Raw genomic sequence first — 15750 nt, forward strand, 5'->3', positions numbered from 1 at the left:
TATCATGGTCGATATAGAGCGAAAGACACGCGTCCTGGAAGGCATCTCAGTGGATGCCATTCCATATGAAAGGCTCATGCGTGAAGAGCAGCCTACAATACTGAAAGGTGTTGCCAGAGACTGGCCGCTGACCATCAAGGGCATTGAATCACCTGAAGCAGCCATGGACTATATTTCAGGGTTCTATCAAGGTCGGCCGGTTGTCGGATATACGTGCGCTCCGCACCTGAACGGGCGGTATTTCTATAATGACGATATCTCCGGATTGAACTTCCAGCGCCAACGCGTTCCGCTGGGTGACTTCCTTGATCTTATGCGAAATGAATTGGGGCGGCCTGATTCCCCCTCGTATTATATCGGATCAACGGATGCTGATTTGTATTTTCCCGGCTTTCGTGACGATAATAATCTGATCCTGAATCACCCCATGTTCGAACACAACTCACCCATCGTGAGTCTCTGGATCGGTAATCGCACGACCGCCACGGCGCACTATGACATGTCCAATAATATCGCCTGCTGCATCGTGGGCACGAGACGGTTCACGCTTTTTCCGCCGGAACAGATCGCCAATCTCTATCCAGGACCATTGGAGCCCACGCCTGGTGGACAGGTCGTCAGCATGGTTGATTTCCAGAACCCCGATTTTGAGCAACACCCGCGATTTAAAGAGGCCCTGGAGGCCGCAGAGGTGGCTGAACTTGAGCCGGGTGACGCGCTTTTCTACCCTGCCCTCTGGTGGCATCATGTCGAGGCGCTGAGCGACTTCAATACGCTGGTGAATTACTGGTGGAATACATCGCCGGGATATATCGACACTCCCCAGAATACCCTTCTTCACGGCCTGCTCAGTTTGCGCGATCGCCCTGAACAGGAGAAGCGCGCGTGGAAGGCGCTCTTTGATTATTACGTATTCGGACCCGCTGAAATTCCGGGAGCCCATCTGCCAGAACATGCCAAAGGTGACCTGGCACCGATGGATGAGCCTCGTGCGCGCCGGCTGCGGGCGAAATTGCTTCAACGTCTGAACCGTTGACCAGATCTGACAGGGAGACATACGTGGACGGACAGACTGTAAAGAAAGTGGTTATTGCAGGTGGCGGCACAGCAGGCTGGATCGTGGCAGCCGCCCTATCACGTCAGCTTGGCCCCCTCATCGACATTACGCTTGTAGAGTCAGACGAGATCGGGACGGTTGGCGTGGGTGAAGCAACCATTCCGACACACCGCATATTTCACCATCTTCTTGGCGTGGACGAGCGAGCCTTCATGCGCGCCACAAAAGCGACGTTCAAGCTCGGCATCGCATTCGAGAACTGGGGCCAGATTGGTGACCGCTATATCCACTCGTTCGGCGTCGTCGGGAAGTCGACATGGATGGCGGACTTTCATCACATCTGGATGCAGGCCCGGGAGATGGGCCTGGCGAGCGAACTTGGAGATTATTGTTTCGAACTTAAAGCCGCAGAGGCCAACAAGTTCGCGACCTCCGACACATCGCAGATCAATTATGCCTATCATCTCGATGCGAGCCTCTATGCGGGGTTTCTGCGCCAATTTGCGGAATCCTTTGGCGCTCGCCGCGTCGAGGGCCTGATTGAAGCCGTCGAGCAGAACCCGGAAACAGGTTTCATTACAGTGCTCGTGCTCAAATCTGGCGAACGTATTGAAGGCGACTTGTTTATCGACTGCACGGGCTTCCGGGCGCTTCTGATAGATAAAACCTTGAACACCGGATTTACGGACTGGTCTCACTGGCTGCCGACAGATCGCGCGATCGCCGTGCAAACCAAGGCGACGGGACCAGCCCTGCCCTATACCCGCGCCATCGCACATGATGCTGGCTGGCGTTGGAAAATCCCGCTTCAACACCGTGTCGGAAATGGTCTCGTGTATTCCAGCGCCCATCTGTCGGATGATGAGGCCCGCTCACGCCTGCTGGCAGAGATTGATGGCGAACCGCTCACGGATCCCCGTATCATCCGGTATCGAACCGGCCGCCGCGAGAAAGTCTGGGTCAAGAATTGCATATCGATCGGGCTTTCGAGTGGCTTTGTCGAGCCACTTGAGTCGACCTCGATTCATCTGATCCAGATTTATGCCTCGCGGCTGGTCCAGATGTTCCCGTTCAATGGATTCAGCGACGCGCTGGCGACGCGGTTCAATGACATGGCACGAGTGGAGCTAGAACGAATACGCGACTTCATCGTTCTGCACTATAAGCTGACCGAGCGCACGGACAGTGACTTCTGGAAAATGATGGGCGCCATGAACATACCGGACACCTTGCGCAACCGGATTGACCTCTTCCGCGATACCGGACTGGCCTACCAGGAAAAAGCCGAACTCTTCCAGGTGGATTCCTGGCTGCAGGTGATGATGGGGCAGCGACTGCACCCACAGGGACGCCACCACCTCGGTCGTCTGATGTCAGAAGACCAAATCAAAATGGCGCTCAATGGCCTGCGTACGAACATTGCCAATGCAGTTGCCCGATTGCCGGTTCATCAGGATTTCCTCGACCAGTATATGCGTGAGCCTGAGTTGTCCTGAAATTGTGGGTGGTGCGATGGCAACTGAAGCAGGCGCATGGCCCGCCCCAGTTGCGACATCATATGCTCGCGCGTCTAGTGTTCCGACCAGACGACTTCGCCGTTCTTGATCACGGTGTCGACCGTGGACACGTTGGAGATGTTCGCGAGCGGATCGGCATCGAGGATTGCAATGTCAGCGAGATGGCCCGGCTCGATGGAGCCGATGAAATCCCCGACGCCAATGGCAACCGCAGCCTCACTCGTTGCCGTTCGTATGACCTTTGCTGGCGTGAGTCCGGCTTCGGCATAGATCTCCAGCTCCTTGTGGAGGGAGGCGCCATAAGGGATGAAGGGCGAGTCCGTGCCGGCGACGATACGGCCGCCATTGTCGACAATACGCTTCAGCGTCGCTTCCATCTTGTCGGTATTGGTCGTGCCATAGCGCGTCATCAGGGCGAGTGTTGGCGTGACGACAAGGCCTGATTCCGAGATGAGGGCGATGACGTCCTGATAGGTGTTGCTGAGCGCGGAAATCTTGAGCGAATAGCCACGACGACTGGTCGCGCCGAAATGCTCCATCTGGTCGATGCCGTTGGCGACCGCCGGATAAAGCTCGTGCGACGAAACCGGGATGCCGCTTTCATGCGCCAGTTCGATCGTGCGGTTCTGAACGGTGTAGTTCTGGCGAACATAGCTCTTGTACATATTAAGCTTGAGTTCGGTCGACAGGCGCATGGAGTCTTCCGCGCGCTCAACCGTTCCAACCGTTTCCGAGACGCCGTAGGAGACGCGCGCGCCTTCGTTCAGCGGACCTGCGGTGAACACGCGAGGCGCAGGACGCTTGCCCGCGTCAGAGGCCTCGCGACGCTCCACCGCATGATAGGGATCGTCGCCCGTTTCACGAACGGTGGTGATGCCGTGACTGAACCAGATGTCGCCGAGCGGGACGCCCTGGCTCGTGGACTGGTGGGTATGGCTCTCGATGAGACCGGGGATGACATATTTGTCGGACGCATCGATCAGGGTGCCTTCGACGGGCCCCTCCCCGGCCGGATGGACAGCAGTGATCACACCCTTCTCAACAACGATATCGACATTCTCGACATAGGCGTCGCCGAGGCCGTCAAACATGTGGCCAGCACGAATGGTGAGGCTTTCGTCCGGCATGTCGCGCACCCATTTGGGCTTGATGTCCAGCGTGCGTGTCTCGCCGCTGGCGCGGTCATACAGCATGATGTCCTTGCCATCGATGTAGATCAGCTTGCTGGCGTCGGCCGACCATGTCGGGTTTTCGCCCGCCTTGGCAATCTCCACGGCTTGACCGAAGACGCCCTCGGACGTCATGGGCATCATGTAGAGTGCACCATCGACCCGGTAGACGACCGTGCCGTCGCTGCTCCAGGCTGGCCTGTTCCACTGGCGACGACCGAGCGATTTGACCTCGCCGACCGGAAGGATCCAGGACTTCTCGCCCTCGCCCGATGACGGCATCATGTAGAAGGCATTGTATCCCTCGCGGAACCGGTTCGTGACCGGTCGGCGCGCGACCACGATTATGGACTTGCCGTCGGCCGACCATGCCGGCGCGCTCGGTCCGAAGATCGGATCGGACAGTACGGTCTCCTCACCTGTCGCGACATCGATGACATTGACCGTGCTGCCGAGGAAGACGGTTGTGAGGGCATCAGCGAGATAAGCGATACGTGTGCCGTCAGGTGACCAGATGGCAGAGTTCGCTGGCTTGGGATCATCGGTGAGCTGGGTGAGCACGCCGCTGGCGAGGTCCATCAGCCAGATATCCGTCTTGCCACCACGATCGGTCGAGAAAGCCAGCTTGCTGCCATCTGGCGACCAGCTGGGGGACAGATCGACAAACGCGTCATCGGTCAGTTGCGTGGTTTCGCCTGTAGCGAGGTCCGCTATCCAGATATCGCCAAGCGCCGCGAAGGCGGCCTTGGTGCCGTCTGGCGAGAGGATCGGGTCGATCACGCCGAGCGCCGGTTGCGGTGCTTCGGACGTGAGGTCGTAGATCCGACGCTTGTATGGCGTGCGGTCGAGTGCAACGTGCGCTGCGAACGGAATGGATGTGGTGGTCGCGCCATCGACGGAGATCGTGTGGACGCCGCCATCAGCGGTGTACATCACATCGCCAGCTGGAGTGATACTGGGGCGGAACGGAAAGACATCTGAGCCATCGACGAGGCGCGTCACCGGGCTGCCATCAACCGGCACGCTGACCAGAAGGCCATTGTCGCCGATGATGCCAGCGACATAGAGGGTGTCACCGGACGGCGCCCAGACAGGCGCACCGAGCGTGTTGGCGGCGAACAGGACCTTTGGCGCGTCCTTACCAGCCGTATCGCGAATGACGAGTGCGTCGCGCTCGCCATCGATGACCATGACGATGTGCGAGCCATCCGGAGAAAGGATCGGATAGACAGCATTGCCGGCGCCGCGGAAATAGGGTGTCAGCGGGGTTTCATAGCCGGTCTCGTCAGCGGAGGTGAGCTCCTTTGTGGCGCCACTTGCGCGATCGATCGACCAGACCTGATAGCCATCGTCCTGATCGCTGGAATAGAGGATGGAGGCCCCATCGGGCGTGTAGGACGGATAGCGCGCGTCGCTGGCAATATCGGAGAGCTGCGTCAGGTCCGATCCGTCAGGCTTCACGGTCCAGATCGAGAATGTGTTGTCGGGGAATGCGTAAAAGGCGATCTCGGAACCGTCAGGTGACCAGACTGGCTCCTGCGCATCGAGCGCAGGCGAGGTGAGCGCTGTGGCGTCACCGCCTTCGGCCGGTATGGACCAGAGAACACCTTGAAGCGCCAGGATGATCGTCTTGCCGTCAGGTGACAGGGCAGCGGCCATGTTGGTGCCTTCGGTCATCGTCACGTCAATGATGACGCGCGCCTCAGGGGCATTGGTGACAACCGGCTCGTCGGACTTTGGCGAGGTGTCCAGCTGCGCAGGCGATTGAGTCGTCGTCGCGCATCCCGCTAGAGCAATAGCTGAGATGGCGGAAAGCAGCGATGCTCTGAGAGAGCGAGTATGGGCCAAGGCAGGACCTCCGGATTATAAAAAATGATGCGGCGTCACTAATGTGACTAAAGAAAAAATGCCCGCCGACAAGAGTGCCGGCGGGCATTGGGCAAATCCTCTAGAAGGATTTCTTGACGTTCACATACCAGTAGCGTGGAAGCGGCTGGTACAGCGATGAGAGGTAGCCATAGGTGTCGGCCAGTGGCGGATCCTCGTTGAAGGCGTTCCGCACGCCGACCCGGATGGCTGTTCCGTTCGTAAAGCCGTCATTCTCGACGGTGTACTGGCCGTAGAAATTCCAGGTCGTCTGGTCCTCGATGGGCCATGGGCCGTAGTCCGTGCTGGAGACGCTCGTGCTGTAGACGTCACCGGTGTACTGCGAGAACGCCCCGACTTTCCAGTTGGCCCACTCATAGGATGCAGACATGGAATACTTCCATTCCGGACGGCCACCTTCCTTGATGAGGCTGCCGCCACCGGTCACAGTCACATACGAATTCAGCGTACCGTCATCGAGAGCGGCCTGAATCGCCGCAGCTTCTTCCGTCGGGCTCTGATAGTAGGTGTCGAGGTAGGTTGCGTTGACGTTCAGCGACAGCTCGCCCGGGCCAACTTTCACATCCCAGAATGCACCATAGTCGATGCCCTGCACCTTGAGCGGGGACTGGTTTGTGAACTTCGCGATGACGTTCAGGACGTCGCCGACTGGCTCAAGGCCCGTGCCCGCAAATTCGGCCACTTGCTGCGGTGTTGGATCCATGCGGATCACGTTCGGGTTTGAACTGCCCTGCAGGCGCAACAGGTAGTCATACGTAAGTGCCACAGAGTCGTTCAGAAGGCCGATAGGGTTCTTCTGCTCAATGCTCCAGACGTCAGTCGTGAAAGTCAGGTGACCGAAGGCTTCCGGCAGGAACTGCGGTTCGAAGACCACGCCATAGGACGAGCTTTCAGACTCTTCAGGCTCCAGCTCGGAGTTACCCGATCGAAGGCTGGCCACCGTAACGGACAGCGTGGAGCAGTTGGAGTAGTCTGAGATCCGGCCCTGACGATCAGCAGCTTCACACTGGATGTAGTCAGGATAGCCGTTCACGCGTTCCAGAAGCGGCGTGTTGACCACTTCAAGGTTCGGCGCTTTGAAGCCTTCCGACCAGGAGCCCCGGAACCGCAGGCCGTCAATGACGTCCCAGGAAGCCGCGACCTTTGGTTTCGATACGGAGCCGACATCCGAATAGTCTTCGTAACGGGCTGCAAGCTGAAGCTCGATGGATTTCGCCAGAGGGATCTTCATCTCTTCCGAGATCAAAGGCACAGCCAGTTCGAGATAAGCTGAAGAGACATTGCGGCTGCCCTTAACATCAGGCGACGGGCTATGGCCCATCAGACTGGAGTCGGACACCAGGTCCCCGGTGATCTGATCATAGTAAGGAAGCGAACCATCCTGGTGTGGATCGCGATCATCATGATAGGTCTCACGACGGAACTCGAGGCCGCCCGCGATGCCGATATCACCAGCCCATATGGAAAGGAGGTCAGGTTTGGATACCTTGAAGTCTGCGAGAGACAGGGTCGTCTTGTTTTCGCGAACCTGAGTGATCATGAAGCTGTCAATTGTCTCCTGCGAATTGCAGGACGCACCAGGCAGGCTTGGGTTCAGGGGATCACCGCCACAGAACGGATTGTAGGCAGAGGCATCCGTACGGTTCAAGGCCTCCTGGAACAGACGGGAGTCAACGCCGTCTGCGGAATCCTTTACCTTCGCTTCGTTATAAAGAAGCGCCGAATCCCAGTTCCACCCAAAGGCATCGCCCTTGGCACCGACAAGGAAGCGATACTGGTCGTTTTTCACGTTCACGTCACGCGTGCCGACATCCGTTAGGCGATAGGAAGCTATGCGAAGTGGCACACCTTCAGCTGGGACATTTGCACTCAGGCCGTCGATACGATTTGCAGAACCGACCGGACCCAGCGGGTTATAATATGCGTCCGCGGCGATATAAATCGGACCCGATCCGAGGCTGGCTGGCGCGCCGATAACCGCATCGGTTTCGGCGGTATATATACCGAGTTCACCATAGATATTCAGGCTGTCGGAGACGTCATAGTTCGCGAAGCTGAAAAAGTTGATGCGGTCAACGGCTGGCAGCATTGTGAGGGTATCGAAGGTCGCCAGTTCATCATAGCGCATGTCGCGATAGGTTGCTGACGATGTACTACCCGGGCCGTAGCAGGTCTCGCTACCAGGAACCAGACAGCCTGCGCCGAACTGCGGCGCCTGAATGTGAAAGGCGCCTGCCGCATCGGTAAATGTCGATCCGTCTGCTGATATTGCCCCAATGGATGTGTCGACGGGAGCAAAATAACCCCACGGGCTGGATGTTGAGCGGTTGTCCCAGGCCACACCGGCCCAGTTTGTATCATCTGTCAAAGGCCGCATATCGGAGAGGCTGGTGTACTCCTGATCGGACCGCAGGAGCGATGACCGCGTCGTGCCACCGAGATAGACAGAGATATTGCCCTTACCGTTGTCAAAATCCGTTCCGTAGAGAACGTCACCGGTCAGTTCATCAAGATTTGTGCCTTCGGCAACACCGTATTGCAGGTTCATGTCGAGGCCGACAAAGTCGGACCGCATGACGTTGTTCACAACACCAGCAACGGCGTCCGAACCGTAAATAGCGGCAGCACCGTCTTTCAGGACTTCAACTCTCGCCAGGCCCTGAACCGGAATGGCGTTGACGTTATATCCAAAAACCGGAGTCTGGTTGTCGGTTTGTGAGGTGGGGTGCACCACTGAACGCCGGCCGTTGATCAGGACGAGCGTGTTACCCTGTGCCAGTCCCCGCAGACTGACCGTGGATATGTCGCCCCTTGCAGCGTTGGAGTTGCCGCCCCCGAGATACGTTCCGTTGAAAGTGATATCACCGGCAGACGGCACGGTACGGAAGAGATCTTCCGCGGACACGGCCCCAGTCGCCTCGATGTCGTCTGGCGAGACGACCGTTACGGGGAGCGCACCGGAAACCTTGGCCCCCTGGATTTGCGACCCAAGCACGAGAACGGTATTGAGCTTCGCCTCTTTATCCCCAGACGGATCATCTGCCTCTTGGGCAAATGCCGAATGGGCAAGAAAGCCCGTCAACAGGGCGCACGTGGCGACCGAAATCCTACAACGACGACCGAAATCGCTTTTACTCATTTGACTCATTTTAATTGGCCCCTTGCGCAATGAAAACGAGCGATCCCAAAGATTAGCCTCAGACAAATTCGGGCACATTTCTGCCGTCGTCGGCAGCCACTACTGAGCCGCCGCCAACGCACACACTTTCGTAAAAAAGGTACAGTCCCGAGGTCGCCTGAACACCGTTGTTCAACGCTCTTCTCTCAAGTGACAAACTCGTGACGCGGCGGACATTACAAATTGTTATTAGATTGGATAAATATATCAAATGCCCAGAAAGTGGGCTCATTCGAAAGCAAACGTGCAGTCACTACAGCAGCATTAGGCAGCGGCCCATATTCGCCATGTACAATTGTTGATCCCATTTGTCCATTTCCGACAAATGTTCTGGCGGCAGACACATTCCGGCTTTCCCGCGCGTTGATCTGCTTGAACATAGTCTCGCACCCGGCAAGTCATTCATATGCGCAGGCATCAGGTCCCTGCGCTTCCCATACATGGAGACAGCTGAATGCATCGCCGGACTTTTCTCTCATCACTCTCTGCACTCGGGCCGCTCGCGCTCGGCGCATCGTCACTGTTCTCGGGGCGCGCATCGGCGACTCCACTGGTCGACCGGCCTGATATCCGCGCAGGTGATCGCCTGGCCGGGGCTTCATTTGCCTCACGGTCGACGGTCTGGGGCACCAAGGGCGCTGCGGCAACATCACATCCCCGCGCCACGCTGGTGGCGATTGATATTCTCAAGAGAGGTGGATCGGCTGTTGATGCCGCCATCGCAGCCAACGCATCCCTTGGGTTCCTCGAACCCACAGCGAATGGCATTGGCGGCGATGCATTCTGCATGCTTTGGGATCCAAAGGCCGGAAAGGTCGTCGGCTTGAATGGCTCCGGCCGCTCACCTGCAGCCCTCTCGCTGGAGACAGTGCGCGAGCAGTCTCCCAAGGGACGCATCCCGTCGCTCGGCGCTCTTTCGGTCTCGGTTCCCGGCGCGGTCGATGCATGGTGGACACTGCACCAGCGGTACGGGCTTCTTCCCTGGAAAGACCTTATGGCACCGGCAGCCGACCTTGCCGAACAGGGCATGCCGATACCCTTGATGATCGCTGCCCGCATGCGCAGTGACATGGCACGGATTGTGAAACCAGAATCCAATGTCGAGGAAATCGACAATATACGTAAAGTCTACATGACGCGCGGCCGGACCCCGAACGAGGGTGAAGTTGTTCGCAACCCTGACCTCGCGCGCACGCTTCGCATGATCGGCGAAGGCGGTCGCGACGCTTATTATGATGGCCCTATCGCCGACACGATCGAGGTCTATTTCAAACGCATTGGCGGCTGGATGACCCGGGCCGACCTTGCTGCACAACATGCCAAATGGGTCGAACCCAATCATGTAGATTATCGCGACGGCGTTTCCGTCTATGGGCTGCCGCCCAACAGTCAGGGACCAACGACACTCCAGATGCTTTCGATCCTGAAGAATTTCGATATGGCGGAACTGGGTCTGGTCTCCGCCAAGTCGATCCATCTTCAGGCTGAGGCCAAACGACTGGCCTTCGAAGATCGCGCCAAGTGGTTTGCCGATCCGGACTTTGCAGAAATCCCGATTGAGCACCTGCTCTCCGATGAATACGGCCAGCAGCGCGCAGCTCTTATCAATCCGGGCAAAGTGATGGAACGCGCCTTCCCCGGCGATGCACCACATAAAGGGGGCACGACCTATCTCAGCGTCAGCGACGCCAATGGCATGATGGTCAGCCTTATCCAGTCCAACTTTGCGGGCATGGGCTCCGGGCTGATGCCTGACGGACTGGGCTTCTCGTTCCAGAACCGTGGCAGCGGCTTCAGCCTCCAGGACGGCTCGCCCAACATTTACGCGCCCGGGAAGCGTCCCTTCCATACGATCATCCCGGGCTTCGCGCTGAAGGATGGTGCGCCATGGCTCAGCTTTGGCGTGATGGGTGGTGGTATGCAGCCGCAAGGCCAAACCCAGATCATCACGAATATGGTGGACTATGGTCTTGGTCTTCAGGCAGCGGGGGATTGCCCACGCTGGAGGCACGACGGCTCGTCCGAACCCACGGGCGTGTACAAGCCGGGAGTCGGGGAGCTCAGGCTGGAGAATGGTATCCCGGATGCGACCAAAGCTGAGCTTGCGGCAATGGGATGGACAGTTGGGGGCACAGACGCCGGCTTCGGTGGCTATCAGGCCACGATGAAGACAGAAGAAGCCTATGGGGCGGCCAGCGAAATGCGCAAGGACGGTCTGGCTTTGGCCATTTAACGGACAGGGAACGGGCGCGGAATACCAGATCCGCGCCCGTTTGGTCCCTGCCCTGCTACCAGCCGGCTGCCATGGCCATCCGACGAGGATCGGCGCCCGCCATCGGTATGCCTTCTGCTGTCATGCAAGCACCTTGAAGGCTGCCAATTGCAAGTGGCCCGACCTGCTTGACCTCGTGCCCGAGTGACCGGAGCTTGTCGGCGACACCTTCCTCATAACGCGACTCCATCTGAAGAACGCAGGATGCGCCCGGCATATAGAAGCTGGGATCGGCCTTCACGGCGAACCGGGGTGCCTCGATGGCTTCCTGAACGCCCATACCATGGTCCAGCACGTTGACGAGGAACTGGAACTCGCTTTGCCCGATCGTCTCGCCGCCAGGGGTGCCAAAGGCAGTAACGAGATTCTGCCCCTTCATAACGATGGTAGGCGAGTTGTTGAGGATGGGTATCTTGCCGGGCGCCACAAAGTTCACATTGTTGGGATAAGGGGATGTGGAGCCAAGCCGCATGCCATTGTTCAGCAGGAACCCGGTACTGCCTGCGACCACACCGGTACCGAAGCCACCGCCGAGCGTCACCGTCACAACCACGGTATCGCCGGTGCGATCCACCACGGTAAAACTTGCCGTATCGCTGAAGCGCGCCTTGTCTCCATCAAAGGGTACGGGCTGTGGTGGAGGCGGCGGTGCCGATGCATCAATGGGCCGGAAGTCTGTTGGGCCAGAGACAGAGCGCGCTTTTATTGGGCTGATCATGGCTGTACGCTGGGAGACATAGCCCCCGGACAACATGGCCTTGACGGGTGTATTCGCAAAGGCCGGGTCGGCGGCATAAGCGTAGATGTCGGCCTTGGCGAGCTTGATAGCTTCAGCCATGACATGGACCGAAGAGGCAGTCTGGCGGCCAAGCGCGGCCATGTCGAAACGCTCGATCAGGTTGAGCTGCATGCAGACTTCCAGCCCGCCGCGGGATGTGAGCGGGGAGGAAAAGACATTGTAGCCGCGATAGGTGGTCGATACCGGCGCTGCCCATTCGGCCTTGTAAGCGGCCATGTCCTCATAGCGCAGCCAGCCGCCGACTTGCTTGAAGAAACGGTCAATCTCGCGCGCTATGGGGCCTTTGTAGAAATAGTCACGAGCAGCCTGGAGTGACGCGTCCCGATCCGCCCCCGAGGCCAATGCCCCCTGCTCCACTTTGACCAGAGACTCGAAGGTCTGGGCCAAGTGCTCGTTCTTCAGAAGCTGACGCGGTTCCGGAGGCTTGCCACCTGGCAAATAGATCGCTGCGGTTGTTGGGTGCGCCGCGATCTTCTTCTGCATGATGCCAATAATACGGGCAATGGACGGGTCAACCGGATGGCCATTGCGAGCATAGTCAATGGCAGGGGCAAGGCACTGCGCCAGCGAGAGCTTGCCATGCTTGCGGGCAAGTTCGATCCAGCCGCCGAAGGCGCCCGGCGTCGTGGCAGCTTTGACGCCCCAGTCATAGTTTGAAGGATCCGACGCAGGATCGAGCGCAAAGGGCGCAGCGCCCCCAAACTTGAGCGCCTTCACCTTGCCTGTGGCGCGCTCGTGTACGGTCGCAAAGCCGTTGCCGGCGATGCTGGAGGCCCATGGTTCGACCACATTCAGGGTGGCCATGACGGCAATGGCCGCGTCGGCTGCCGTACCGCCCTGCATGAGGATACGCAGACCGGCCGTCGCGGCCAATGGGTGACCGGCGCTAACGACGCCGTGCGGGCCCGGCGTTTCCACCCGGTAAGCCGCAACTTTCGTTTCGCCGGATTCCGGCGCGTCAGGCGCCTTCTGGCCGCTTTGCGCAAAGGCTGCGGGCGCCGTAAGCGCCCCCGCCAGTCCGGCCGCAAGACCAACCGTTCCGACTGAGAGGAACTGGCGCCGGTCAGGACCCGCAGGTGCCGAGTCATGTTTGCGCGTTTCGGTCTTAGTAGAAGCTGACATCATCAACCTCCATCCAGACATCATGACCACCGGGCCGCTTGATGAGGAACCTGACATCGAGCATGTCGTCTCCGCTCCACGTCTCGTCCTCTGCGGGAGCCTCCAGGGTGTCGAACGGAACCTCGACAGTCGACCATTCCTTTCCTGCCATCAGGGACTTTGTCCAAGTCCCTTCCGTGGTTGTCGCGGCAAGGACATAGTCGCCGCCGTCGCCCCGGATATCGAATTTGAGCCCCTTGTAGTCACTGGCATCGGCAGGCTGAACATCGCCGCGATTGAGTGGCAGGACGACACCGGCACGAGCTTCTTCACGCAATGACAGGGACGCTGTCAGGTGCAGGACGCCGTCCTTGCCGGTTTCAGGAATGACTTCATAAACCTGCCAGCTACGCTCCTTGCCGCCATCGGGATCCCCGACAACAAGCGTATCGCGATTTGTCCGTTCCGTGTCGCTGCCATCAAAATCGGCAATCAGCGGTGAGGTGATCTTGTTCGCCGTCATATAGGTTTCGGTGAGTGGCTCCGGCGCACCTTTGCCGAACATGAGCTCCCCCCCAACGAAAGTATAGGCGGTATTGTATAGCTCTGAGATATCGCTCCAGGGCTCGCCTTTGATCAGTACGATATCCGCCGCCTTGCCGACTTCAATCGTGCCGCGATCGCCGATGATGCCCACTGCCTTGGCGCTGTTCGACGTGCCAGCCATCAGGGCTTCGGTTGGGGTCAGACCTGCCTTCACCATCAGTTCCATCTCGTGAAGCGTAGACTTGCCGTGTGGCGTGAGCGGCATGCCGGCGTCGGTGCCGAGGGCAATGAGAATGCCATTGTCATGAAGCGCCTTCACGTTGCGCAGGCCTGTCGCGAAACGGGCACGGCGGCTTTCCATGGCAGGTGTGTTCTCACCAAAGGACGGCATGCCAGGTTTGTCGGCCTCGTAGACGGCGAGCGTACCAGCATAGGCCGTGCCGCTGGCTTTAAGGATGTCGATTGTCTCCTGATCGACATCAGTATCAAGCATGCTGTGGGCCAGAACATCGACGCCGGCCCGACCTGCTATGGCAGCGCGGTCTACGGTGACTGTATGGGTGAGGACTTTGAGATTGTTGGCATGGGCTTCGGCCACGAGTGCGGTGAGGGTCGGCTCATCCATGCTTGTGTTGTCAATGCCCGATCCGTAGCGCCAGCCATCTGTGAAGACCTTGATGACATCCGGTTTGTAGGGAAGCAGTTCCTTGACCGCTTCCGTCGCCGCATAGGGCGTATTGACCCATTTGGTTGTGTTCGTGTCGCTCCAGTCAGCGCCATGACCATTGGTCGTGCTCATTCTGGCAGCAAAATTGACGTGCGGCCCGGGGATTTCGGCTAACCATTCCCGACGCGGTGCAAAGGCCTCGGGCGCTTCTGCGAAATCATAGACTGATGTGACACCGGCCGCGATATAGGCTTGAGAAATCTGGGGCGTGGTGCCCGGCTCGCCGCGAGGCGTATAGTGGACATGCAGATCGAAAAATCCTGGCAGAAGAGACAGGCCTTTCGCATCAATAATCTTTGTCTTCTTTGGCACACGGGCCTTCTTGTCGATGCTCGTTATAATGCCATCATCGATGACAACCGTGGCGACATAAGGCTCGCTGCCGGTCGCATCGAAAACCTTTGCGCCAACAATCGCCAGCGGGTCTGCCCATGAGGCCTCTGTGCACACCATCAGTGTGAACAGCGCCAGTCCTGTGTGTTTGATCATATTCCAGTTCCAATACAGAAGCGCCAGTTGAAGCGAGGTCACAGCATTCAAGCTTTTGACGAAGCCTGAAGCAACGTGCACGCAGGCTTCTGCCTTCATGCGTGTTTCCGAAACGGAGCCGTTCTGGTGTGGTGTGTCGACCGCCTTCTTTCCAAAGCACACCATTGTTGTGTGTTTGTGCCCACTCAAGTGTCATGCGATGCAATGATGATCAGAATTCCAGCAGGTAATGGGGGCGAGGTACGCCGTATCCAGCCCGGCAAGAAATTGCGCTTGCTGTTGGTTCGCCTACGATTCACGGCGGGCGATATATCTCGTTCGGCTCCAAGCGACGACGGTTTCAGTCCGCACATCCAGAAAGTCTGGCGGGATTGAACGCCGTCTTGCGTTGAATTGGACAGGCCAAAGACCGGCTTGCGAATGAGGACAGAACCATGAAGCAGATACATTGCGCTCGTTCCTGGGTGACCAGAATGGTAGCATTGGGTTTTCTGGTAAGCGCGCCAATTGGCTGCGCGATGGCCGAGGCGCCGACTGAAGACACAGGCAGTGCCGAAACGGCATCGGATGAGACGGGCTCGATCTATCTGCCCGAGGGGTATCCTGAGACAATCATGTTCCCGACCGGAACACGCCTGATCGCGGCATCCGGCGGACAGCCGCCGGAATATGAAACCCGGAATTATAACGTGACGGGCGAAACGGACTTGCCTGTCGAAAGCGTCGTCGAGTTCTACACAGGCATGCTGGCAAAAAAAGGCTTTGATATTCTCGAAGTGGAAAAGGGCAACGCCACGCTTATCCGTTTTGGTGCTCCGGGACTCGACGATGCCAGCGTCCTGATCATGGACATGTATGGCGAAGGCACCACCACGTTTACGATATCCCTTCTCATGGAGCCCGAACCGGAATAGCGACTACACCTTCCCGTAGTTGCATTGGGGTAAGTTCTTGCCTACTCGTAGAAAGGTTCTCACTGCGCTCAGAGCCTTTTTGCGGGGATCTCGA

At 58.3% G+C, this 15750-nt stretch carries 9 protein-coding genes; 4 read left to right on the forward strand and 5 right to left on the reverse strand.

The window, feature by feature from the left end; all coding sequences use genetic code 11:
* The first annotated feature begins 4 nt into the window (after positions 1–4).
* Both HY30_RS17215 and HY30_RS17220 read left to right on the forward strand, forming a co-directional pair.
* A complete protein-coding gene (locus HY30_RS17215) occupies positions 5–1036 on the forward strand; it encodes a cupin-like domain-containing protein (RefSeq protein WP_034743721.1) in 1032 nt (343 codons plus the stop codon).
* A 23-nt stretch (positions 1037–1059) separates the two neighbouring features.
* The gene (locus tag HY30_RS17220; RefSeq protein ID WP_034743724.1) at positions 1060–2553 is read left to right on the forward strand and encodes a tryptophan halogenase family protein; all 1494 of its coding nucleotides are present in this window, start codon (positions 1060–1062) and stop codon (positions 2551–2553) included.
* A gap of 74 nt (positions 2554–2627) precedes the next feature.
* On the opposite strand, the gene HY30_RS17225 is transcribed toward HY30_RS17220, so the two are convergent.
* The 3 genes from HY30_RS17225 to HY30_RS20130 all read right to left on the reverse strand — a co-directional run bounded on the left by HY30_RS17225 (position 2628) and on the right by HY30_RS20130 (position 9188).
* Complete coding sequence (locus HY30_RS17225) at positions 2628–5591, reverse strand: amidohydrolase family protein (RefSeq protein WP_155839398.1); 2964 nt, start codon at positions 5589–5591, stop codon at positions 2628–2630.
* 100 nt (positions 5592–5691) lie between these two features.
* A complete protein-coding gene (locus HY30_RS17230; RefSeq protein WP_034743730.1) occupies positions 5692–8769 on the reverse strand; it encodes a TonB-dependent receptor domain-containing protein in 3078 nt (1025 codons plus the stop codon).
* Positions 8770–8984: 215 nt separating this feature from the next.
* Positions 8985–9188: a hypothetical protein gene (locus HY30_RS20130; protein WP_155839400.1), complete on the reverse strand. Its 204-nt coding sequence runs from the start codon at positions 9186–9188 to the stop codon at positions 8985–8987.
* A gap of 74 nt (positions 9189–9262) precedes the next feature.
* On the opposite strand from HY30_RS20130, the gene HY30_RS17235 reads away from it, so the two are divergent.
* The gene (locus HY30_RS17235; RefSeq protein WP_034743735.1) at positions 9263–11041 is read left to right on the forward strand and encodes a gamma-glutamyltransferase family protein; all 1779 of its coding nucleotides are present in this window, start codon (positions 9263–9265) and stop codon (positions 11039–11041) included.
* Between the two features lie 55 nt (positions 11042–11096).
* Here the strand turns inward: HY30_RS17235 and HY30_RS17240 are convergent, their stop codons facing one another.
* Together HY30_RS17240 and HY30_RS17245 are read right to left on the reverse strand one after the other, a co-directional pair.
* Positions 11097–13001, reverse strand: a complete 1905-nt coding sequence (locus tag HY30_RS17240; RefSeq protein ID WP_051615652.1) for a gamma-glutamyltransferase family protein — start codon at positions 12999–13001, stop codon at positions 11097–11099.
* Positions 12985–14742, reverse strand: coding sequence for a CIA30 family protein (locus HY30_RS17245; protein WP_034743950.1), 1758 nt, complete (start codon positions 14740–14742; stop codon positions 12985–12987). Before HY30_RS17245 ends, HY30_RS17240 begins: the two co-directional genes overlap by 17 nt.
* Positions 14743–15215: 473 nt before the next feature.
* Between HY30_RS17245 and HY30_RS17250 the strand changes: the two genes are divergently transcribed.
* On the forward strand, positions 15216–15656 hold the full coding sequence (locus HY30_RS17250) for a hypothetical protein (RefSeq protein WP_155839401.1): 441 nt from the start codon (positions 15216–15218) through the stop codon (positions 15654–15656).
* The last annotated feature ends 94 nt before the right edge of the window (positions 15657–15750 follow it).

The sequence above is a fragment of the Hyphomonas chukchiensis genome (genome assembly GCF_000682695.1).
Taxonomy (GTDB): Bacteria; Pseudomonadota; Alphaproteobacteria; order Caulobacterales; family Hyphomonadaceae; genus Hyphomonas; species Hyphomonas chukchiensis.